The following is a 20,387-nucleotide window of genomic DNA, read 5'->3' on the forward strand; positions in this document are numbered from 1 at the left end:
CTTATCCTTTATATTCGCTACAAACCACTTCTCTTATACGTGCAGCGGTTTTAGGACCAATGAGTTTCACTTCCCTGAGTTCTTCTTCACAAGCTTTCATTACAGCCTCAACAGACCCGAAATGTTCAAGCAGGTTGCGTGCTGCCTGTGGTCCAAGCTGGGGAATTGCGGATACAATATATTCCTGCTGCTTTGAAAGGATTGGAGCAGCTTTTTTCCCGTGAGGATTGATAGGTTTTTTGTCCTTCCTCTGGTGTCTTTTAGCTATCTGGAGTATGAGAGCTGCTGTTTCTTCTGCATCTCTGGTATGGAGAATAGTTGTTTCAAAATCCATTGATATTGATAACATTGCACCGTAAATGGAAGATGGATTGATACGGCGGGCATTGAATAGTCCTTCTCCTTCTATAATTAGGATAGTTTTTTCATAAGTGCGTGTCAGGTTTGAAATCTGCTCGAAGAGCTTCCCCTCAATAAGTGAATTCACGAAATCCCCGGTTTCCTTTCTCTCGATAGCGACATTCTCACTGACAACGTAATCTCCCACTTCTAGGGTCTTTACACTAAGGGATGCACCTGCTTTTTGTAGATTGCGTGTTACAGTACTGCGTATCTCTCTTTGATCCGCCACGACTTGCGGTCCGTTTTCATCTACAGGTTCCACATTATTGTCGAAATCTTCAAGACTGCGCTGCTTTTCCTTTACGAAAGGATTTTCTTGTTCATTTGTGGATAATGTTTCCTGGAGTTGTCTGATATTTCCCTGCATCTTCTTTTCCCGGTTTGCACTGCTCCAGTAGTAGCCTTCATCCCGGGTCCCCTTTGTTACCAGAACTACAACCCTGCCGGCATGTTTGCGGCCGGTTCTCCCCTTTCTCTGGATACTGCGTATTTCCGAAGGGATTGGTTCATAAAAAACAACCAGGTCTGTTGCAGGTATATCCAGTCCCTCTTCAGCAACTGAAGTTGCAACAAGTACATTGAATTCACCCTGTTTGAAATGGTCGATAATTTCGACCTGTTGTTTCTGGGTTAGGCCTTTGTCTTTGTACTTTGAACTCTGGCCTACGAATTTCACCGGGTTTATATCTTCAATCTCTGATAGTGCATTTGTTACCATTTCTGCTGTATCCCTGAAATTGGTAAAAACAATCACTCTTGAATCTGGATTAGAGGTTAATTCTTCTTTAACAATGTTACACACTGTTTCAAGTTTGGGATGTTCTGCACCACACTCTTTAAGACGATGGGATAATTGCCTCATGAACAGGTCTTCCATGAGTCTTTTAGAAGCTTTACTCGCTCCCTTTGTACAGGCTTCCCTTTTCAGGCGGTCCACATATTTGGCAAGAGCTCCTACTCCCTGGGTTTCAATAACTTCTATTGCATGGCCGGCTTTGAGAATTTCTGCCATGAGGGAGATGGAACTGTATACGGAAGGATCAGGGTTTCCACTTCTGAGTTGGCCCTGCATTTTTCTCTGGAGTCCCAGTAGTTCCTTTTTTGAGGTTTTTTTCCCGTAAGGTAGTCTGTATCCCAGCTCATCCAGTTTTTGAATCCTGTCTTCCAGGACCTTATCGAGCAAATCCTTGAGCCTTTGCATCTCGTCGGGCAATTTTAAGTGAACCCATTCGACTTGTTTATGGTGGATATAAGGTGCAACATCAGAATCATCTTCTGTTTTGACTGCCACTTTTTCGATATGCAGACTTTCGCAGACCTCTGCTATCTTTTCATCTGAGCTCCCGGGGCTTGCGGTAATTGCCAGACACAGGGGTTCTTTTGCCTGGTTGAAGTATTCCTCTGCAATGTAGGTATATGAATAGTTTCCAACAGCACGATGAGCTTCATCGAATGTTACGTGGGCCACATCCCGAAGACTGATCCTTTTTGTGAGCAGGTCATTCTCTATAACCTGGGGCGTGGATACTATTACTCTGCCCTTTTCCCACATATTTTCCCTCTTTGCAGGAGGAAGATTTCCCGTAAATGTCATCACTTCTTCAGGTTCCAGGTTTAACATCTGGCTAAAAAAAGCTGCGTGTTGTTCGACCAGTGGTTTTGTGGGTGATAACATCACCACCTTTTTTCCCGTAGCTTCCAGTCTTGATGCCATGACAAGCAGAGCTACTATTGTTTTGCCCAGCCCTGTGGGAAGGACTACCAGTGTAGAGGAAGATAGTGCTTTGCCTGCCAGGTCAAGCTGGTAGAGACGTTGTTCGACAGAATCGGGTTTAATCAGGGGATGTTGTATGTACTTTACCATATTACCCTTTACTTATCTTTAAAGGGGAAATAACAAACAATTTTTATTAATAGCTTAGCAAAGCGGATTGAAAGTATTAGAGGGGGCTTCCGGCCTCCTCAAACACCATATTTCCACTGATTAATTTTTCCAGGTTTCCTTCAAGATTGCTTACAGGGGTTCGAACCTGTTTCATGGTATCTCTTTCACGAATTGTAACGGCATTATCTTCAAGGGTGTCGTAGTCAATAGTTACTGAATATGGAGTACCTATTTCATCATTCCTTCGGTATCTTCTTCCGATGGTTCCCGAATCATCATAAGCCACCATCAATCCCATGTCCTTGAGGTTACTTACGATCTGCCTGCCTTTACTGACCAGTTCATCACTGTTTTTCATCAGGGGCAGGACTGCTACCTGGATTGGGGCGATTTCGCTCTTGAATTTGAGAAGAATACGTTCTTCTTCCTTTTCTTGCTCAGCTGTAGGGGCCATTTCGGTTTCATAAGCATGTTCCAGTAATGTGTAGAATATCCTGTCGATTCCATAGGACGGTTCAATCACATGGGGTACCACAGTTTCCCCGCTGATTTTCTCTTCTACTTCCTCAGCTGAAACAACATCTTTTGGTACTGAAACTTCTTCGCCGTTGACTATTATATTTATATCGCCATCTTTTTCGAGTTCTTCAGGTCCGAGTTGCTTGAGGGCTTCTGCAACATCCTTTGCTTTTTTCCTGAATAGGGGGCCTAGTTTTCCCATATCCGGTTTTACAGCAAATTTTTTCACCATTTTCGGTTCATCATATTCTATATAGACAGCCAGCTCGTTTTTGCTCATATTTGTATGGGCAATCAGATCATAGTCAGTCCGATCAGCAATACCCACTGTTTCTATCCAACCAAAACGAGTTGTTTTGATTTCGGCATCCCAGCAATCGATTGCATAATGTGCCATCTCATCTTTCTTATGCTGGCGGAATCTCAGTTTGTCAGGAGAAATACCAATACGTTTGAGGAAACGATTGGTAAGAGCAATATGGTAGGCCAGGAATTCGTGAGCAATGATATTATTGTCGATTGCTTCCCTAATTGTCATTTCTTCCAGTTTTCCTCTTTCCTGGGCTTTATCGGAATAAAGCATTATAAGGTCATTCTCCACTGCAGTAATTTCGGGGTGTGTTTTTTCTTCCGGGTGGATGAATATTTCAGCCTCAGCCTGGGTAAATTCCCTGAGTCTGATGACACCCTGTCGTGGGGAGATCTCATTACGATATGACTTACCGATCTGGGTTACACCGAAAGGCAATTTTTCCCTGTAATAACGCGCCAGCCTCTGGAAATCAATGAAGATTCCCTGGGCGGTTTCCGGACGCAGGTATCCGGGTCTGCCATTACCGGGTCCTATGCTTGTCTCAAACATCAGATTAAACTCTCTGGCCTTTCCGAGTTTCCCCTCACATTCCGGGCAGCAAATATCATATTTGCTGATCATCTCATCTACTTCTTCATTGGTCAATGCATCAGCAACCGCTACATAGTCTTCAATCAGGTGATCTGCCCGGAATGCCTCTTTGCATTGTTCACACTCACACAGGGGGTCGGAGAAACCACCTACGTGACCGGAAGCTACGAATATGTCCTCTATGCCGATGGTAGGAGTTTCGATTTCCATGAAGCCTTCCCGGACAACATAGAATTGTCTCCAAATGTTTTCTATTCTGCGTTTCAGGGTACTCCCCAGGGGTCCGTAGTCATAGAATCCGGCAGTACCTCCATATAATTCAAAAGAGTTCCACAGGAATCCGCGTCTTTTTGCCAGTTCGATAACCTGCTCATATTTGTCCATAATTTAATCCTCGATAAATGGTATTATATCTATGAAAGTGATCTCATTCTCCATATTTCCATGACATTTAATTCTATCGAACTATTTCAAAATTGCACTATAATTATGGACAATTGAAATCCAACAACATTTGTTCATTTATTGGGAATGTGTGATCTGTCAATATTTTTAGATCATATCCATTTGTATATATAGTTTATAATTTCTCATCATAATGATGATATTATCAAAAAAGTATTTATAGAGGACTGTATATACACTATAATTAGGCAAGACCATTTTCATATCGTACCACCACCATCTAACATATCTTCATTTGGCCATACCACTTACATGGTCTTGCTCTCTTCTTTTCAAATTTTATCGATTGAGTACTTCTTCTACAGATTCTCCCCCATGGACAATGCGGGATATTTTAGATACGGTAACAACCGGGTCTTCGGACTGGAATACATTTCTGCCGATTGCAACACCTCTGCCACCTGCCTCCAGTGAATCATGTATCATTTGAAGGAGGTCTTCTTCTGTTTCCATCTGGGGGCCGCCTGCTATAACAACAGGTACGGGGCATCCCTCCACGACTTCTTTGAATGAATCAATATCTCCTGTATAATTTGTTTTTACGATATCTGCCCCCAGCTCGGCACCAACCCTTGCAGCATGTTTCACATACTCTGCATCATGCTCTGATGCTACGCGGGGTCCTCTGGGATACATCATTGCCAGAAGTGGAATTCCCCATTCATCACAGCCCTTTGCAATTCTGCCAAGGTCCTGCAACATTTTCGCCTCATCATCCGCACCTACATTTATGTGGACGGATACTGCATCAGCGCCTACTTTTATGGCTTCCTCAATGGTGGTAACCAGTACTTTGTGATTTGGATCAGGGCCAAGGGATGTTGAACCGGAAAGGTGGATTATCAATCCCACGTCTTTTCCATATCCTCTGTGACCGTATTTTGGAAGTCCCATATGTCCCAATACTGCATTTGCACCACCTTCAGCTACTTTATTTACAGTAGTAGACATGTCTGTCAGTCCTCTTAGAGGCCCGGCCCCGACTCCGTGGTCCATTGGTATTATTATTGCGTTTTGTGTATTACGATCGAATATGCGTTCGATCCTTACGGATTTGCCAATTTCACTCATGTGCACTCTCCTGTACATATATGTACATATGTTTTATAAAAATTATTGTAAGCAGGTATTCTCATTCTGGTATTTACCATTGTATCCTTCATCAACTTCTGTGTGCAGAGTATAAAACACAAGTTGTATCATACGCGCATTTTTTTGCAGTTTCAGGCCATTGGGGTTATATACAACAAGTAAACATTCGCTTCTGCCCCGGTATCCGGCATCCCATACAGCAGTTTCCAGTGTCGCTCCGGCACGTATCAGGCTTGACCTGGGTGTTGCGAGTGCTGCAATATTTTTGGGAATATTAACGATTTCATTAAAGATTATTTTGTATATGCCCTTTTCTAGGTCAATCCATTCCTCATTAAAATCAAGAGGTATACTTTCAGGAATTTGCCTTTTTGAATTGTCAAAATCTATGGTACCCTTTCCATTTAGTCTGTGCACACTTTCAAGTGTAAGTTCGATACCATTGGGTTGCACCTGAAGTTCTTCATCAACAAACCCTTCAACAAGAGGCTGCTCGCCCTCCAGGAGTTTGTCAAGTTCGTTCCTTGATAGCATTGCCATGTGTTATATACCTCTTTTTTGTATTTCTATTGTAAGGCAGTTTTTTATATCATTCTGTGCCAATATTTAGTAAGGCACCTTATATGGGGGTATTTTATGTTGAACCTTTTTATTCAAACAATTCTGATAATTATTATACTTGTTTCAATCTATCTGGTTCGTAACAATAAAACTAAGCTCCATTGTCGCATAATGGGTTTTGCTTTGTTTGCAGAGCTTTTATTGACAGTATTTTTTATGTACCCTGCTATGTCTGGTGTAAGATCTACTTATTATTTTAACACGTTTTTCAATATTGAACTGCTTTTCCATCATGGATTGGGTCTTTTTGTCCTTCTTTTGGGTCTTTACGTAGAATTACTTTTTATGGGCAGGGTCAAGGATATTCTCAATCGGTTCATTGCAATGAAACTCATAGCTGCATTATGGTTCCTTTCTTATCTGCTGGGAGTCCACCTCTATCTTGTGATGTACTATTGAATGTGAAATTGTACATCAGCTTAAAGGATGGATGATGTATTAGTACTGCCCATTGAAAATCATCAAAATAAAGGTTTGGCAAATAAAAGAATGATTTATACCATATGCACAGTACTTAACCTTTCTTTCACAAACCTGTAAGCAAATACACCGTCAATACCTGCAATGATCCAGATTAGAGGAAAATTACGCATGGATTTTTTGTCCCATTCCGAAGGTCTTGCAGCATTTGCTGGATGGGTATGATAAATTCCCACTACATCCATTCCCTCTTTTTCTGCATGATCCCAGATTCTGTAGAATTCCGTGGGATCAAGTTCAAAACTGTACTGGGTACGCCTGGAGTTACTCACAGGAACTGCCCTTTTTACAGCGGCCACACTTCCCTCATTTATTCCTACAAGTACGCCACAGGCTTCAAAAGGGCGATTTGATTCAAGTTCTTCCAATATGAGTGAAAGGTGTTCCTGTGCAATACTTATTTTACTGGTGGTCATGATATATTGATCACTCCAGGTCAATATGGGGATTTAGGTCACAGCCAGTACATGGAAGACACATCGTTTTTGAAATGTCAGCCTGCAACCCGTGCTTGTCCAGTATTTTGCGGAGGATCTTTGTAAGTTTAAGCAGCCTGTATTTAGTGGGACGTTCGATGTCAATATCATCCATGCGCAAAGGATGCACGCCTCCGGCGCGCAAAATAGGTATAACACCCAATGAAGCAAGTTCTTCCAATCCCTTTTCCACAGTTTCATCGGATTCCCCGAGACCGATTATGAAATTGGAATATACTTTATTCTTTCCGAAGATATCCACGGCTTCCCGCAGATACCAGAGGATCTCGTCCAGTTCCTGATCCGGGCACACCGTGGGATACAAATCACGGTCCATCGTCTCTACATTGTATTTTATTTCATCCGCACCGGCTTTTTTCAGGGCGACAGAGCTGCCTGGAGTCGGATATATGGATACGCCTATGGGTACATTGTATTTTTTTACAGCATTGAGGACCTCAATAACACGTTTGACCTCTTTTTCTGCTGTTTCCTCAACTCCTGATGTGATGGATATCGCTTCCATCATTCCCGAAGAATATCCCATATCCACAAGTTTCAGCACCTCATCAAGGCTTTTCACCTTCCCGCCAAGTTTCGGAACGGGGCAGAACTTGCAATTATATACACACTTCTCACTTATGGTGATAAATGCCTGACCGGGACAGTGGATAAGCTCTTCTTCGAGTTTTCCCCTTACAAGCTCTTTTCCCCCTTTCAAAATCACAATTTCCCCTTTATCCATGACAGCTTTGAGGGGGGAGCCTTCATTTACGGTAAGACGTACACGATGCCTGCCGGATTTGAGGAAGAATGCAATATTCCCTGCTCCGGGGCCTGCTGTTGGGACCGTAATTCTGCCAAGCAATGACCTGTCCAGATTCACAGCACCGATAGATATTAGTTCAGCCTTAATTTCCGGTTTCATAGGATTTCACTTTAAAACGTCTTATTTTATTCATAATAAAAACCGGAAGTCTCGAAAAGCAAGGGCTGACATCTACTAGATCGATACAGCCTTGCTTTTCCATTTTAGTTCTTTTCAATTGACTGGTAATTCGTATTTTTCTGCGAATGCACCGGTAAAGGAAACGTTAACCGAATCCTGTACAGGCATTTCATTTGTTTCATGCCTGTCCGATAGGTGCTTTAAACCGTATTGACTCTGTCTGGCATCCTTGAAATAGAACCTTTCCTGCAGAAACCTTTCATCTTTTAGCCGGTTTAATGCATACCTTACTGTTCTTGGTGGAAGATAGCTTTCTTCTGCAATTTCTTTCTGGGTCAGATATCCACTGTATTCCAAGACCTTGAGGACAAGTTTTGCAGAAGGTGGTAATTCTTCGATTGTTCTTCGAAGTTCTTTTCGATTATATTTGTTTGCTTTTTTTACAATCTGTGCGTCTGTTTTACTATTGCCAACAAAAACGATCCCTCATATTATTTCACCTTCCTTTGTTAATAGCGTTCACAATAGTGAACTTCACAATCGTGATATATTCTTTTTAGTATATAAATTTGATGCTGCACATGCCAACCATTTTTCAAAAACAACTTGAGGTGCAAATTATTAGGTTATATTTTCTAACTGAACACATCTACTGGACTGTATATAATCCTGTTTCCCTGCCCCTGCATTTATTCGAACTTTTTCTTATTTGCCTGTACCTCAACTTATTTATTCCCCGGGGTAGAAGGCTCAAGTTGTCAATTAAAAAGGTAATAATATGGAAGAGAAGACAACTGAATTGGATTTAAAAGGAGAAGTGTGCCCGTTTACTTTTGTAAAAACAAAATTACAGCTTGAACAAATGGAGAGTGGAGACGTTCTGACAGTCATTTTTGACCATGCACCTGCGATCGGAAATGTTCCCAAGAGTGTCAGGAATGAAGGGCATACAGTTCTTGGAATAGATCATATAGCTGCTAATCTCTGGAAAGTTCACATAAAAAAAGTCTGATCAAAAGGTTTGAAGCATTATTTACAGGTTAATTTGACAAGTGTGTCCGTTCGATTTAAAAGTCCGGAAATATTGTTGTCCCACGTCGAGCCTGAGTAAAAAAAGGAGTCGGATTCTTTTGTCAAGAATCCACGTCATTGAACTGTTTTTCTCTTGAATTTTGCAATGTTGTCAAGCATCACTTCTATTCCGCGATTTATTAGTGCTTCGAACTTTTCACCTCTCATGGCTGCACGATTAATGGATTCGTGAAATTCTATTAATAGCACAACATCGATCCAGTTATCACGTCTGCGGTAGATAAAGGGTTTTTCGAATAGAGCTGATGTTATATCCAATGCTTTCTTTGCGGTTTCAGCGTCCTTAAGTTTGACAGGGATATGAAGTGTGACTGATGTGCTTTTTCCCTTCTCATCCTTTGGTATATACAGTCTTATGATTTCGTTTTCAAAGCGTCCCAGGAAGTGGTCCGTTCCTTTTGTAAATCCAAGAGCAAGGATGGAATCCACCACTCTGGTTGGAAGGTCATCCATAAGACATCCACAAAGAGCTTTTGTGATACTCTCTTCTTTGAGAGATTCTGTAAGTTTTATAAAAGAATCCAATGGGAATCCAAACACAAGTTCATCGCTTCTGTAATCGCTGAACATGCGTGCTCCGCTACACAAAAGCGAGAGGTTTACAGTGTTTTCCATCACGGGGATAGCAGTACATTCGCCACAAACTGCAAATTCCCCTTTGAATTTGGATTCTACCATGTTCCCTTCTACCTTAGCAAGGGTCGCTGCCAATCGCATGAGTTTACTGGCATTTCCAATAACTACTACCGCATCCGGTTCAAATTCACATTTGTCAAGTGGTGTCACGGTTATTTTTTCTGTATTAGCCGGTTTTATCCGGGGATATACCTCTCCATAACTTGGCTCTGTGAAACCAAGTGCCAGTTCTGCACTTGCACAGGAGACATCATCAACGGTAGCTGTGAATGTAGTGCCATATGCAGCACTTTTACGTACCATCTCACAGTAACGCATTGGTGAAGAGACGTTTATTGTCTCATCACTGTTAAGTTTAACAGCAACCGGTGTAAGCGGAAGTTCAAAAAATCGTCTGAATCTCTTTGTCATTTCTGCATATGTCATACACTATCCTCCACCGGGATTCCATGTTCTCTGGCAATGTCTATGAAAGCATCTGCCACGTATTCAATCTGTTTTCTGCTAAGTCCGTAAGTATTCAACTTGAAATTCTTACTCATTCCAGGGTGCACTCCGGTAATTTTTCGCTTTTTAAGTTCATGGTAGAGGAAATATCCTCGCCTCTTTGTTGTGGCTGAAACTTCATAAAACGGGAGTGTCTCAAAAGTCACCAGTGTATGTTCGGTTGGCTTGACACCCATCTGGTGGAACCCTTCTATTCGTTCAAGCTGGGTAACAAGGTATCGGGCGTTTTCTACCTCTTCATCCCAGTGCTTGACACGTTTGACAACAGCAGGGAATGAAGCCATGAGTGACATCACTGGTGCCCCGAACACAGGTGAACATCCAAACAGTGCAACTTCTTTTTTCGTGAAACCCCGGCCGCTCCAGTCTCCACGGATCGTTGATTTTTCAAACACCTGCTGGCTCCACTCAAAAGTGGTCGCAAGAATTCCCATGGGAGCCGATGCCGCCCAGCTTTTGTGGCCTGATGCGCACAGGAAATCCACACCAAGTTTCTTGCCATCAATAGGCATGATACCTGAGGAATATGCCGTGTTCAGCAGAAACGGAACTCCGTATTCCTTGCATATTTTTCCGACCGCTGCGGCATCAGCTACATTCCCATAACGATAATCCACATGGGTAAGCAATGCCAGTGCAGGCAGAGAACCGGTCTTACGTTCGACTTCTTCAAACTTCTCGGCATACTTCTGTGGGTCTATGGTAAATTCGGGATAGCCGCTATGTGGTACTTCAACCACTTTTAACTGGTTTGCTTCTGCTGCCAGGTAAGATGTATAATGGGCGAGGGAATCCAAAACGATGGTGTCACCGGGTTCGGTCACCATATGCATAGCTGCCCATTTTGCATGCCGGCAGCCGGCTGTGAACCGGATGTCGTCCATATTCAGGAATTCTGCTATATCTGCGGAAAGATTCCTGACCGGTGGTTTCTGAACCAGATCAACCCTGGATTCAAAACAATAATCACATACCGAATAGCCGTCTGCAAATTCAAGTACTGCTTTCCTGGCTTCAGCTGTAAGTACTCCGCCTCGCTGGATAGGATTCAGGTTTATGTATGTACTCTCAACTCCACGTTTCAGATTATTGTAAATATCCAGATTCACTCAAATTTCCCCTACTTTGTCCGATAATAGTAGTTGCTTTAGCCAGTTTGGTGCAGATTGATCTCATGTTCTATCTCCTCCTTCTCTACCCTTCCAATGAGTACAACTTCACCGTCAATGGCAATCGTCGGGACCTCCTCGATTCCCAGCTGCTTTGCACGTTTTGCACCTTCGGGACCGGTAATATTGATTTCCTTGAACATTATTCCACCCGAGAGGATGTCCACTATTTTCTTTCTGACATAATGACAATTCAAGCATGTATCGGAATAATATAGTTCTAACAACATCATATCAAAATTGGTTGGCATATAAATAACAAATTGCATCTCGACAAATCTTGCCGCACCCCACCATGTTATACATTAATATGAGTTATACATATTTGATATTATGGATGAAAACACTCTTAACCGTACAAAGTCTGCAATTGACGCATTGATAGATGTTCAGCAATTCTGGATAGACAATGTTCCTGAATATAACCTATCGGATCAGGATCTTGTCAAATTGAAAAAACGCCTGAAAAGAGCAATGGATAATGTACAGAAAATCTACAATGAAAACGAAGATAAAATGGTAGATGCAGAAGAAATACTAAAAAAGAAACGCAGTCCTGAATGACCGGTATCAGGACATCAATCGGATTGTTGCATATGCCAGGGAACTTGCTATCAGTGGCGAGACTACCCACATAACAATAATACGTTTGACAGTCTTGCTCTTTACAGTAGCAATTCCTGTTTTGGCACATCCTATTCCTATGACTGCTGCAGGCACAATCTGTCCGAGTGCCACCGGAACACCTGCAATTGATGCAATATGTACAATGGCAGCCGAGATGAATTCAACAAAGACGGCACGTATTTCACATATTTCTGCAATATCATCTCCAACTGTCTGGAGGACGCGACCACCAATCAGTAATGCACCTACTCCGAGGGTAAGGCCTCCAAGTATCGCTCCGTTTGTGGGGTCTAGAAGTCCGGCCCCAACAAAGGGACCGACAGCATTTGCAACATTATTCGCCCCTGCAGAGTAAGCCACATAACAACCGGTAACTGTTAGGAGCATGCCTATTATTTTTCTTATTTGTGCTTCTGATTCATGATCGACAAGCCATACCAATACTTGCGGATGGATATATTTACCAGCAATATATGCAAGGATAAATGACAGGATAGGTGTGGCTATCCACCATACTACGATGTAGGAAAGTAATTTTGTATCAAGGACTCCGTAAAATATACCTATTCCGACAACTGCTCCGACTGCAGCCTGGCTTGAAGAGATCGGCACTTTGAGCCAATTCCCGATAAACAGGCTAATAGAAGCTGCTGCAATTGCAATGATGGCGGCAACAAGGGTCATTGTATTGCCGGGGACAATTCCTCCCCCAAGCGTTTTAATAACGTCCCCACCATTTAGAACCGCCCCAAGCAAAGAGAATACGGCTATTAAAAATATTGCCTGATTCTTAGTTCTTGCTTTTGCACCGTAAGCAGCGCCCATCGAAGCTGCAGCATTATTTCCACCAATGTTTATTCCCATGAACATTGCTGTTGCCAGTGCCGCCAGTGTCATTAACATATCCATATTCTCCATCACTACATTAAGGAATTTTTACATAAACAGGACTTGGTCCCCAAAGTTACCTCCTAAAATGATTGTGTGATATATATCATTGGAGAAACAGGTCAATTTTACCACTATTATGCAACGCAATATTTGCCTTATGATGCAGTTATATATAACAAACCGATACTATATCTATCAGGGAATATGCATGGAAGAAAAAGAAATCAATTATGAAAGGCTCAAACAAGGTGGCTTTCTTCGCCAACGTCAAAAGGAAGATTTTTTCTCCATACGTCTTCGCATAGTCGGTGGCCAGTTGACATCAGAACAACTTAGGTCACTGGCCAAGGCTGCAGATAAGTATGGAAAAGGGGAAATCCACATAACTTCCAGGCAGGGAGCTGAAATCTCATTTGTGGAACTTGAAGATGCAGATGCCATGCTGAATGAGCTGGAATCGGCAAATGTGCATCAAGGTACCTGTGGGCCGAGAGTCAGGGGAGTTGTTGCCTGCCAGGGAGATCGTGTTTGTACCCATGGTTTGATAGATGCATTAGGTATTGCCAGAAAAATTGACGAAAAACATTTTGCTTCTGAACTACCGAGTAAATTCAAGTTTGCTGTGACGGGTTGTCCGGCATCCTGTATGAAACCCCAGGAAAACGACTTCGGAGTTATGGGTGGGCTTGAACCAGAATGGATTGATGATAAATGTACACGTTGTGGTCTCTGTGAAACAACATGCCCGGTGGATGCCATTAGAATCGAAAATGACACCCTGCATTTTGATGAGGAGAAATGCAATCTCTGTGGTGATTGTGTTTTTGTCTGTCCCACATCTGCATGGATAGAAGTCAAATCCGGTTACACCATCTGGGTTGGAGGAAGAGTTGGCAGGCATCCTGAACTTGCTATCAAATTGATAGATGTTGTGGATGAAAAAACACTCTTTGAGATAATCGAGAAAACACTGGATTTCTACAGGGAAAATGCACCTGCAGGCGAGAGGTTCCGGGATACTCTTAAGAGGGTGGGATTGGAAAAATATAAGGCAGCCGTACTTGGATAAATCTTACCATTTACTTTACGCACGTATCTAAAGGGAGACTGTCCGGCAAGCAGTCAAAATTGGTACTTACTTAGCCGAGGCTATAGTCGGTGGATATTTTCAAAAGTTGTCTCTTGAAACAGATACACAAAAAGATGATCATAATTGATGAGAAATGAATCACTACGTTATGCATGAATTTAAGGAATACTAAATGGAGGATGATAAAATGCAAGAGGAGGATTTGGGATTAGCAGAAAAGTTAGAACAATTAGATAAAGAATATGAAAATAGTTCCCCACAGGAAATACTGGAATATGCACTGGAAAATTATTCCCCGGACATTTCCATAGCATTCAGCGGGGCCGAAGATGTTGTGTTAATCGATATGGCAAAGAAGATCAGGGATGATGTACGGGTATTTTCACTGGACACAGGACGTTTGCATCCTGAAACATATCGCTTTTTGGACAAGGTCAGAGACCATTATGATATTCCTATTGAGATATATTTTGCTAACAGGGATAAAACTGAAGAATTGGTCCGTCAGAAGGGATTATTCTCATTCTACAGGGACGGTCACAAAGAGTGCTGTGGGGTCAGGAAAGTGGACCCTCTCAAACGGGCACTTAATGATGTTGGTTCATGGGTAACAGGCCAGAGAAAAGATCAGAGTCCCGGTACACGTTTATCCATTCCCGTTATTGAGCTTGACAGGGTGTTTGGGGATGGCAATCTTGTAAAATTCAATCCCCTGGCAAATTGGACATCAAAACAGGTATGGCAGTACATAAGAGAAAATGATGTTCCCTACAATGAGCTTCATGAAAAAGGATTTGTCAGCATTGGCTGTGAGCCATGTACCCGGCCGGTACTGCCCGGACAACATGAACGTGAAGGTCGCTGGTGGTGGGAAGAAGCTACCAAAAAAGAGTGTGGTCTCCACTCCGGTAATATTGAACAGAGTCGAAAATAAGTGGAGCTTTTTGCTCCTCTTAATATTTAGAATCTCCAGTTACAGGGAAGATGCAATATGATTAAACAACAAACCCCGCATGGTGGGAAGTTAATTGACAGGACCCTTTCCCCGGAAAATGCCAGGGAAATAATAAGTCAGGCAGATAAATTCCAGAGTATAGATGTGGACATAGGGATTGCCAGAGATATGGAAAACATAGCTAATGGCTTGTTCAGTCCCCTTGAAGGCTTCCTCACCCGTGAAGATTATGAAAATGTGCTCTCTAACAAGAGGTTATCAAGTGATATCCCCTGGACAATTCCGATTGTACTTGATATCTCCAATGAAAAGGCTTCAAGAATTAAATCCGGTGATGATGTCATCCTTCGGCATGATGATAAGCCGATAGCTCTTTTTCATGTTGAGGAAATCTACGGCCTCGATAAGGATGCTCATGCTCAACAGGTTTTTGGAACTACGGATAAATCCCATCCCGGAGTTGCCAATACATATCGGATGGAAGACAATTTGATAGGGGGTAAGATAGATCTCCTACAAGAAACACCATCCCCTTACCCCAAATATGCATTGAAGCCCAAAGAGACAAGAAAACTGTTCCAGGAGATGAATTGGAATACCATTGTGGGATTCCAGACCCGGAATGTGCCTCACCTTGGTCATGAATATATCCAGAAAACAGCACTCAGTAATGTGGATGGACTCTTCATAAACCCAGTGATCGGTAAAAAGAAAACCGGTGATTTCAGGGATGATGTAATCCTTGAAGCGTATGAAACTTTGATTGAAAATTATTTCCCGCAGGAGAGAGCCACCCTGGGTATTTTCCAGACCGAAATGCGTTATGCAGGCCCTCGTGAAGCAGTATTCCATGCGATTGTACGCAAGAACTTTGGATGTACTCATTTTATTGTGGGTCGTGATCATGCAGGAGTTGGATCATTCTATCCTCCGTTTGCAGCACATGAGATATTCTCCGAATTCGATGACCTGGGCATAACCCCCATGTTCTTCAAATCCTTCTTCTACTGCAAGAAATGTGGAAGTATTGCCCATTCGAAGATCTGCCCACATTCTTCGGATTCCTACATACATTTCAGTGGAACTCGTATGCGGGAGTTACTCGTGAGCGGTAAACGCCCTCCTGCAGATTCCATGAGGCCTGAAGTTGCAGATGTTATATTGAAGTATGACAATCCTTTTGTTGAGTGAAATAAAAAAGGCAATCCTGTTACATCCTTATCGGAGGTAACAGGGGATATTTTTTGAGATTATTAAGTGGCACAATGTCACAATGCTAGCTGGTTCACAAACCGCCTATCAAAAATGTCTTTTTCTTCCAATGGCTGTGAGATGAAACCAAGTTCATGTAATATTGGACTGAATTTCAGGGTGGATTCAATATATTTGTCTGAAATCCCAGCAAAGTATTTAGGGGATACTTCATACATTTCCTGCACAAAATCAGCATCTACTACTCCGACTTTTTCTGCAACAACCTGGGCTGCATTTCCGGGATTTTCGCGGATGAAATTACATCCGTTTTCATGTATTTTAATGAAGTCTAAAACCAGCTCTGGAAAATTTTCAATCATGTCAGCACTTGCGATGATACCGTAACTCGGGTTATCCGGCCATAACCTGTCAGGTGAGATGACGGTTTTTGCATTACAAAATCTTTTAGTTGCAACTGCGAGGGAAGGGGTGCCGACTGCAACATGGATATCACCATCAACCATAGCTTCAGGGATCATATCCGCCCATTCGTAATTTTTAACAGGGATTTTCCCTTCAAAACCACTTTTTTTAATGCAGTTACGAATGATCACATCATGAATGGACCCACCTGGCGGACAGGCAACGGTTAATCCTTTAAACTGTTCAAAAAACAAGGATGGATTATTTCCACATTCTTCCAGGGATTTGAATTCTGAATTTGCAATCATAACTGTGCCTTCAACGTGTCCTCCGGCAACACATTTTATTGGAACCCCTCGATCGATGCCGATCATTACCGGAGGCAGGCCAATATAACCCAGATCTACTTCTCCCCTCTCAAATGCCTGGACTATCGCAGGTCCCCCTCCGAAGAGACTCCAGTTTGCTTTAATATTTGCCTTTTCTAACCAATCCGTATTCATTAATATGAATGAAGTGTGGTACATGGTCGAAAGATGGCCGATATTTAATGACTTTCTCATCACACAACTCCTGGATTTTTATAAAAATAGGGGATAACTTAAAGCCATGAATTATGACAAAACAATTTTCATGGCTTTTGTCCCTCATTTACCTGACGTTTAACCACCACTTACTGCAGGAAGAATGGACACTTCGTCGGATGCCTTTATTTCTGTTTCCAGGCCTGACAGATGCCTTATATCTTCCCCATTTACATAGATATTAACAAACCGGCGAATTTCCCCGTTTTCAAAAAGCCGGGTTTCGAACTCTTCGCCAAATTCCTTTATCAATTCATCAAACAGTCTCCTGATTGTCGTGTCCTGCAGGTCAAATTCAGATGATCTTGTTTTTGTAATGTTGTTCAATGCTGATGAAAATCTTACGGATACCATGTTATTCACTTTCCTGATCTTTATTGTGTGCTAGTAGAATTATTATTGTACTTGTCTGTAAATGCTGATAGTGTAGGTTTAATCGATTCCGGCTGCTCAAGTGTTTTTGCAATTGTATCCTGAGCCTTTAAGCCATTACCTGTTACATATACTACGGTTTTCTCGTCCGGATTTATATGTCCGGTTTCAACCAGTTTTTTTAGGCCTGCAATTGTTGTTCCTCCTGCGGGTTCTGTGAAAATACCTTCGGTACTTGCAAGTAAATGTATAGCTTCAAGAATTTCTTCATCTGTAGGTGATGCTGCGTATCCTCCGGATTGATGGATTATTTCTTTTGCATAATAGCCATCAGCCGGATTACCGATTGCAAGACTATGAGCCACCGTATCTAACTCTCTTATAGGTACGACTTCTGTAGCATTTTGAACAGCAGCTGATATAGGTGAGCAACCTAAAGGTTGGGATCCTGAAAATTTTATATTGCTACTGTTGTCAACAAACCCTATATTTTCGAGTTCATCATAACCTCTAAAGAGTGCGCATAGCAAAGCCCCGCTTCCCAGGGGGGCAACTATATGGTCGGGTGTGTCCCAGCCAAGTTGCTCTGCGGTCTCAAAAGCCAGCGTCCTGGACCCTTCTGTATAATAAGGTCTGATTGTTATGTTAACAAATGCCCAGTTCGGGTTCAGATCAGCCACCTCACTTGCGAGACGATTTGCATCATCATATGTTCCGTCGACTGCAATGGTGTTAGGTTTATACGCAAGCATCTGTGTGATCTTGCCAAGTTCTATTGACGAAGGAATGAAAATATATGCAGGAAGTCCTGCTTTTGCAGCATGTGCTCCAACAGCAGATGCAAGGTTTCCGGTCGAAGCACAACCCACAGCTTCTGCACCTAACTCAAGTGCCTTGCTGACAGCTACCGATGTTACCCTATCCTTAAAAGAGTTGGTGGGATTTACGGAATCATCAAGGATATAAAGTTCCTGCAAGCCCAATTCCTTGCCAAGATTTTCGGCACGATGGAGTTTGTTGTAACCTGCTCCTAGGTCCACATAGTTCGTACCGTCAATTGGTAGCAGATCCGAATATCTCCAGATAGACGGAGGACCTTTAGATATCTTTTCCTTACTGGCACGATTCTGGACTTCGTCCCAGTCATAATGTACCTCTAGAGGGCCAAAACATTCGTAGCATGTGTTCTGTATTCCTCCTGGGTACTCGGTACCACATTCCCTACATTTTAAACCAATTACATGACTCATAGTATATATCACCTGATTTTAGGTTCACTATTACTAGTTGGTATAATATGCCTTATAGATATTACTCTTAGTTATCAGGCAATATTTGCCTGATTTTTTGCAACTGGAATATATAAGAACAGGTCGAGTAGGTTTAGACCTCACTATTTTGTTGAAAATTAAGCATATTGAGACTCTTCAAGTTGATCATTGTTTAATCATTGAGATGCCGATTCAAATATTGCCGGCATAAATACGTATATATCTGCGTAATTCTTTTTTTATGTGAACGACATCCAAAGTAATGTTTACAGCATAAAACCTTATACTGGCTGGCGACAGGATACAAGAGGTAGAGAGGTTAAGGATAATGAATGAATTTACCGAAGAGCAGATAAAACGTTACTCAAGACACATACTCCTGCAGGAAGTTGGTGGGGAAGGACAACAGAAATTATTGTCTTCCAAAGTTCTCTGTATAGGGGCAGGAGGACTCGGTTCTCCAATAATACAGTACCTGGCGGCGGCAGGTGTAGGTACTATAGGAATTGTTGATGATGATGTTGTGGAATTAAGCAATCTTCAAAGGCAGGTGATACACGGTGGCAATTCGGGTATACCAAAAGTGGAATCTGCCAAACATTTTGTCAAAAAATTGAACCCAGATGTTGATGTCATAACCCATAATGAAAGAATAAATCCTGATAATATTTCAGATATCATAAATGACTATGATATAGTTGTAGATGGTTCGGACAATTTTGCAACTCGCTATCTTGTAAATGATGCCTGTGTCATCGGAAAAAAGCCGCTTTCGCATGGTAGTATTTTCCGTTTTGAGGGACATGTTACGACAATACTTTCGGATGAAGGTCCATGCTATAGATGTCTCTTTGAACATGCCCCTCCTGCCGGGATGGTTCCAAGTTGCCAGGAAGCAGGTGTTATTGGCGTCCTACCGGGAATTATAGGGGTTATACAGGCAACCGAAGTAATTAAATATCTTCTTGGTTTGGGTGATTTATTAGTGGGTAGAATGATTTACTATGATGCACTTAATATGTCCTTCGATGAGATAAAAATCAGGAAAAATCCATCGTGTCCGGTATGCGGCCAAAATCCCAAGATTAAGTCTATCAAGCATGAAAATTATCAGGATACACAACTTTGCGCCTACGGAGGCGCAGAATAAAAATTGTTTTATTTTTTTACTGTCAAACTACTGCTGAAATTGAATAAACTGCCTGTAACTTGAATTCAGGCTTTGCTAACGTATACTATAAATATTCCATTTTCTTCTTCGACTGAAAGGAGTTTATCTCCTGATTTCTTTGTCCAGGATACGATATTCTGTGGAGTCATTGGGTCATCAGACATAACCTTTAAAATTTCTTTACTGTCGAGGGTATCCAGAGTGCTTTTAGTTTTTACAAGGGGGTATGGACAGCACTGTCCCCTTACATCCAGTTCAAAATCTGCTATTATTTCATTCATTTTTTATCACTTCTGTTTATGGGCTGCTTATTATTGTAAATATCCAATGAGGCAATATTTAGGATATACGCACGGAAGATTTTCTGGATTTAGCTCATTGACCTGCTTGTATTGATAGTTTATCATGATAGAGTAAGAATACCACCGTTTTCAAACGGTGGATGAATTACACCCTCTATTGTTGTTACCATCTATGTGTTTCTGGATCGTTTCAGCAGATACTTGACCTTGTGTTCCTATGTAGTAACTTGGAGACCACAAATGCTTTCCCCAAAATTCTTTATTTCGCAGTTCGGGGAATTTTTGAAATGCTCTTTTTGTAGTAACGCCT

General features: G+C 42.0%; 23 protein-coding genes. 7 read left to right on the top strand and 16 right to left on the bottom strand.

The window, feature by feature from the left end; all coding sequences use genetic code 11:
- Window position 1 precedes the first annotated feature (1 nt).
- From EFE42_RS02590 to EFE42_RS02605, 4 genes are all read right to left on the bottom strand, one after another.
- Window positions 2-2,266, bottom strand: a complete 2,265-nt coding sequence (locus tag EFE42_RS02590; protein ID WP_123135787.1) for a DEAD/DEAH box helicase — start codon at window positions 2,264-2,266, stop codon at window positions 2-4.
- A gap of 76 nt (window positions 2,267-2,342) precedes the next feature.
- Window positions 2,343-4,094 carry a glycine--tRNA ligase gene (glyS, locus tag EFE42_RS02595; RefSeq protein WP_123135788.1) on the bottom strand — a complete coding sequence of 584 codons (1,752 nt, stop codon included), beginning with the start codon at window positions 4,092-4,094 and terminating at the stop codon, window positions 2,343-2,345.
- 360 nt (window positions 4,095-4,454) lie between these two features.
- Window positions 4,455-5,246: a 2-amino-3,7-dideoxy-D-threo-hept-6-ulosonate synthase gene (locus EFE42_RS02600; protein WP_123135789.1), complete on the bottom strand. Its 792-nt coding sequence runs from the start codon at window positions 5,244-5,246 to the stop codon at window positions 4,455-4,457.
- A 42-nt stretch (window positions 5,247-5,288) separates the two neighbouring features.
- Window positions 5,289-5,807 carry a deoxyuridine 5'-triphosphate nucleotidohydrolase gene (locus tag EFE42_RS02605; protein ID WP_123135790.1) on the bottom strand — a complete coding sequence of 173 codons (519 nt, stop codon included), beginning with the start codon at window positions 5,805-5,807 and terminating at the stop codon, window positions 5,289-5,291.
- Window positions 5,808-6,056: 249 nt separating this feature from the next.
- Between EFE42_RS02605 and EFE42_RS10395 the strand changes: the two genes are divergently transcribed.
- Window positions 6,057-6,287 carry a hypothetical protein gene (locus EFE42_RS10395; protein ID WP_148039244.1) on the top strand — a complete coding sequence of 77 codons (231 nt, stop codon included), beginning with the start codon at window positions 6,057-6,059 and terminating at the stop codon, window positions 6,285-6,287.
- A gap of 95 nt (window positions 6,288-6,382) precedes the next feature.
- On the opposite strand, the gene EFE42_RS02615 is transcribed toward EFE42_RS10395, so the two are convergent.
- From EFE42_RS02615 to EFE42_RS02625, 3 genes are all read right to left on the bottom strand, one after another.
- Window positions 6,383-6,784, bottom strand: coding sequence for a M67 family metallopeptidase (locus EFE42_RS02615; protein WP_123135792.1), 402 nt, complete (start codon window positions 6,782-6,784; stop codon window positions 6,383-6,385).
- Window positions 6,785-6,794: 10 nt separating this feature from the next.
- A complete protein-coding gene (locus tag EFE42_RS02620) occupies window positions 6,795-7,772 on the bottom strand; it encodes a radical SAM protein (RefSeq protein ID WP_123135793.1) in 978 nt (325 codons plus the stop codon).
- A 114-nt stretch (window positions 7,773-7,886) separates the two neighbouring features.
- A complete protein-coding gene (locus EFE42_RS02625; protein ID WP_370448652.1) occupies window positions 7,887-8,276 on the bottom strand; it encodes a MarR family transcriptional regulator in 390 nt (129 codons plus the stop codon).
- 295 nt (window positions 8,277-8,571) lie between these two features.
- Here EFE42_RS02625 and EFE42_RS02630 point away from each other — a divergent pair, with 295 nt between their 5' ends.
- Window positions 8,572-8,805: a sulfurtransferase TusA family protein gene (locus tag EFE42_RS02630; protein ID WP_123135795.1), complete on the top strand. Its 234-nt coding sequence runs from the start codon at window positions 8,572-8,574 to the stop codon at window positions 8,803-8,805.
- Between the two features lie 134 nt (window positions 8,806-8,939).
- Here the strand turns inward: EFE42_RS02630 and EFE42_RS02635 are convergent, their stop codons facing one another.
- Genes EFE42_RS02635 through EFE42_RS10470 form a run of 3 tightly spaced genes read right to left on the bottom strand, consistent with a single transcriptional unit; the run spans window position 8,940 to window position 11,340 of the window.
- Window positions 8,940-9,947 (bottom strand): DUF169 domain-containing protein, encoded by a 1,008-nt coding sequence (locus EFE42_RS02635; protein ID WP_123135796.1) that lies wholly within the window; start codon window positions 9,945-9,947, stop codon window positions 8,940-8,942.
- Window positions 9,944-11,137, bottom strand: a complete 1,194-nt coding sequence (gene pscS / locus EFE42_RS02640; protein WP_123135797.1) for an O-phospho-L-seryl-tRNA:Cys-tRNA synthase — start codon at window positions 11,135-11,137, stop codon at window positions 9,944-9,946. The genes EFE42_RS02635 and pscS overlap by 4 nt, the downstream gene beginning before the upstream one ends.
- Before the next feature lie 38 nt (window positions 11,138-11,175).
- Entirely contained in the window at window positions 11,176-11,340 is a 165-nt protein-coding gene (locus tag EFE42_RS10470) for a hypothetical protein (RefSeq protein WP_158599179.1), read from the bottom strand.
- Between the two features lie 190 nt (window positions 11,341-11,530).
- On the opposite strand from EFE42_RS10470, the gene EFE42_RS02650 reads away from it, so the two are divergent.
- Window positions 11,531-11,761 (top strand): hypothetical protein, encoded by a 231-nt coding sequence (locus tag EFE42_RS02650; RefSeq protein ID WP_123135799.1) that lies wholly within the window; start codon window positions 11,531-11,533, stop codon window positions 11,759-11,761.
- Window positions 11,762-11,767: 6 nt separating this feature from the next.
- Here the strand turns inward: EFE42_RS02650 and EFE42_RS02655 are convergent, their stop codons facing one another.
- Window positions 11,768-12,733, bottom strand: a complete 966-nt coding sequence (locus EFE42_RS02655) for an inorganic phosphate transporter (RefSeq protein WP_158599180.1) — start codon at window positions 12,731-12,733, stop codon at window positions 11,768-11,770.
- A 190-nt stretch (window positions 12,734-12,923) separates the two neighbouring features.
- Between EFE42_RS02655 and EFE42_RS02660 the strand changes: the two genes are divergently transcribed.
- The 3 genes from EFE42_RS02660 (at window position 12,924) to sat (ending at window position 15,951) form a co-directional block, all read left to right on the top strand.
- The gene (locus EFE42_RS02660; protein ID WP_123135801.1) at window positions 12,924-13,784 is read left to right on the top strand and encodes a 4Fe-4S binding protein; all 861 of its coding nucleotides are present in this window, start codon (window positions 12,924-12,926) and stop codon (window positions 13,782-13,784) included.
- A 208-nt stretch (window positions 13,785-13,992) separates the two neighbouring features.
- Window positions 13,993-14,739 (top strand): phosphoadenylyl-sulfate reductase, encoded by a 747-nt coding sequence (locus tag EFE42_RS02665; RefSeq protein WP_123135810.1) that lies wholly within the window; start codon window positions 13,993-13,995, stop codon window positions 14,737-14,739.
- A gap of 57 nt (window positions 14,740-14,796) precedes the next feature.
- A complete protein-coding gene (gene sat, locus EFE42_RS02670; protein ID WP_123135802.1) occupies window positions 14,797-15,951 on the top strand; it encodes a sulfate adenylyltransferase in 1,155 nt (384 codons plus the stop codon).
- A 77-nt stretch (window positions 15,952-16,028) separates the two neighbouring features.
- Here sat and EFE42_RS02675 read toward each other — a convergent pair whose 3' ends face one another.
- The 3 genes from EFE42_RS02675 to thrC form a co-directional block, all read right to left on the bottom strand.
- Window positions 16,029-16,940 (bottom strand): ABC transporter substrate-binding protein, encoded by a 912-nt coding sequence (locus tag EFE42_RS02675; RefSeq protein WP_123135803.1) that lies wholly within the window; start codon window positions 16,938-16,940, stop codon window positions 16,029-16,031.
- A gap of 99 nt (window positions 16,941-17,039) precedes the next feature.
- Window positions 17,040-17,315, bottom strand: a complete 276-nt coding sequence (locus EFE42_RS02680; RefSeq protein ID WP_123135804.1) for a ubiquitin-like small modifier protein 1 — start codon at window positions 17,313-17,315, stop codon at window positions 17,040-17,042.
- A 20-nt stretch (window positions 17,316-17,335) separates the two neighbouring features.
- Window positions 17,336-18,583 carry a threonine synthase gene (thrC, locus tag EFE42_RS02685; protein ID WP_123135805.1) on the bottom strand — a complete coding sequence of 416 codons (1,248 nt, stop codon included), beginning with the start codon at window positions 18,581-18,583 and terminating at the stop codon, window positions 17,336-17,338.
- Window positions 18,584-18,932: 349 nt separating this feature from the next.
- On the opposite strand from thrC, the gene EFE42_RS02690 reads away from it, so the two are divergent.
- Window positions 18,933-19,754 carry a molybdopterin-synthase adenylyltransferase MoeB gene (locus tag EFE42_RS02690; protein WP_123135806.1) on the top strand — a complete coding sequence of 274 codons (822 nt, stop codon included), beginning with the start codon at window positions 18,933-18,935 and terminating at the stop codon, window positions 19,752-19,754.
- Window positions 19,755-19,819: 65 nt separating this feature from the next.
- Here the strand turns inward: EFE42_RS02690 and EFE42_RS02695 are convergent, their stop codons facing one another.
- Both EFE42_RS02695 and EFE42_RS02700 read right to left on the bottom strand, forming a co-directional pair.
- Window positions 19,820-20,056: a sulfurtransferase TusA family protein gene (locus tag EFE42_RS02695; RefSeq protein WP_123135807.1), complete on the bottom strand. Its 237-nt coding sequence runs from the start codon at window positions 20,054-20,056 to the stop codon at window positions 19,820-19,822.
- 150 nt (window positions 20,057-20,206) lie between these two features.
- On the bottom strand, window positions 20,207-20,387 hold a 181-nt coding region (locus EFE42_RS02700; RefSeq protein WP_199724069.1), incomplete at its 5' end, for a transposase.

It is taken from the genome of Methanohalophilus sp. RSK (assembly GCF_003722075.1).
Classification (GTDB): Archaea; Halobacteriota; Methanosarcinia; order Methanosarcinales; family Methanosarcinaceae; genus Methanohalophilus.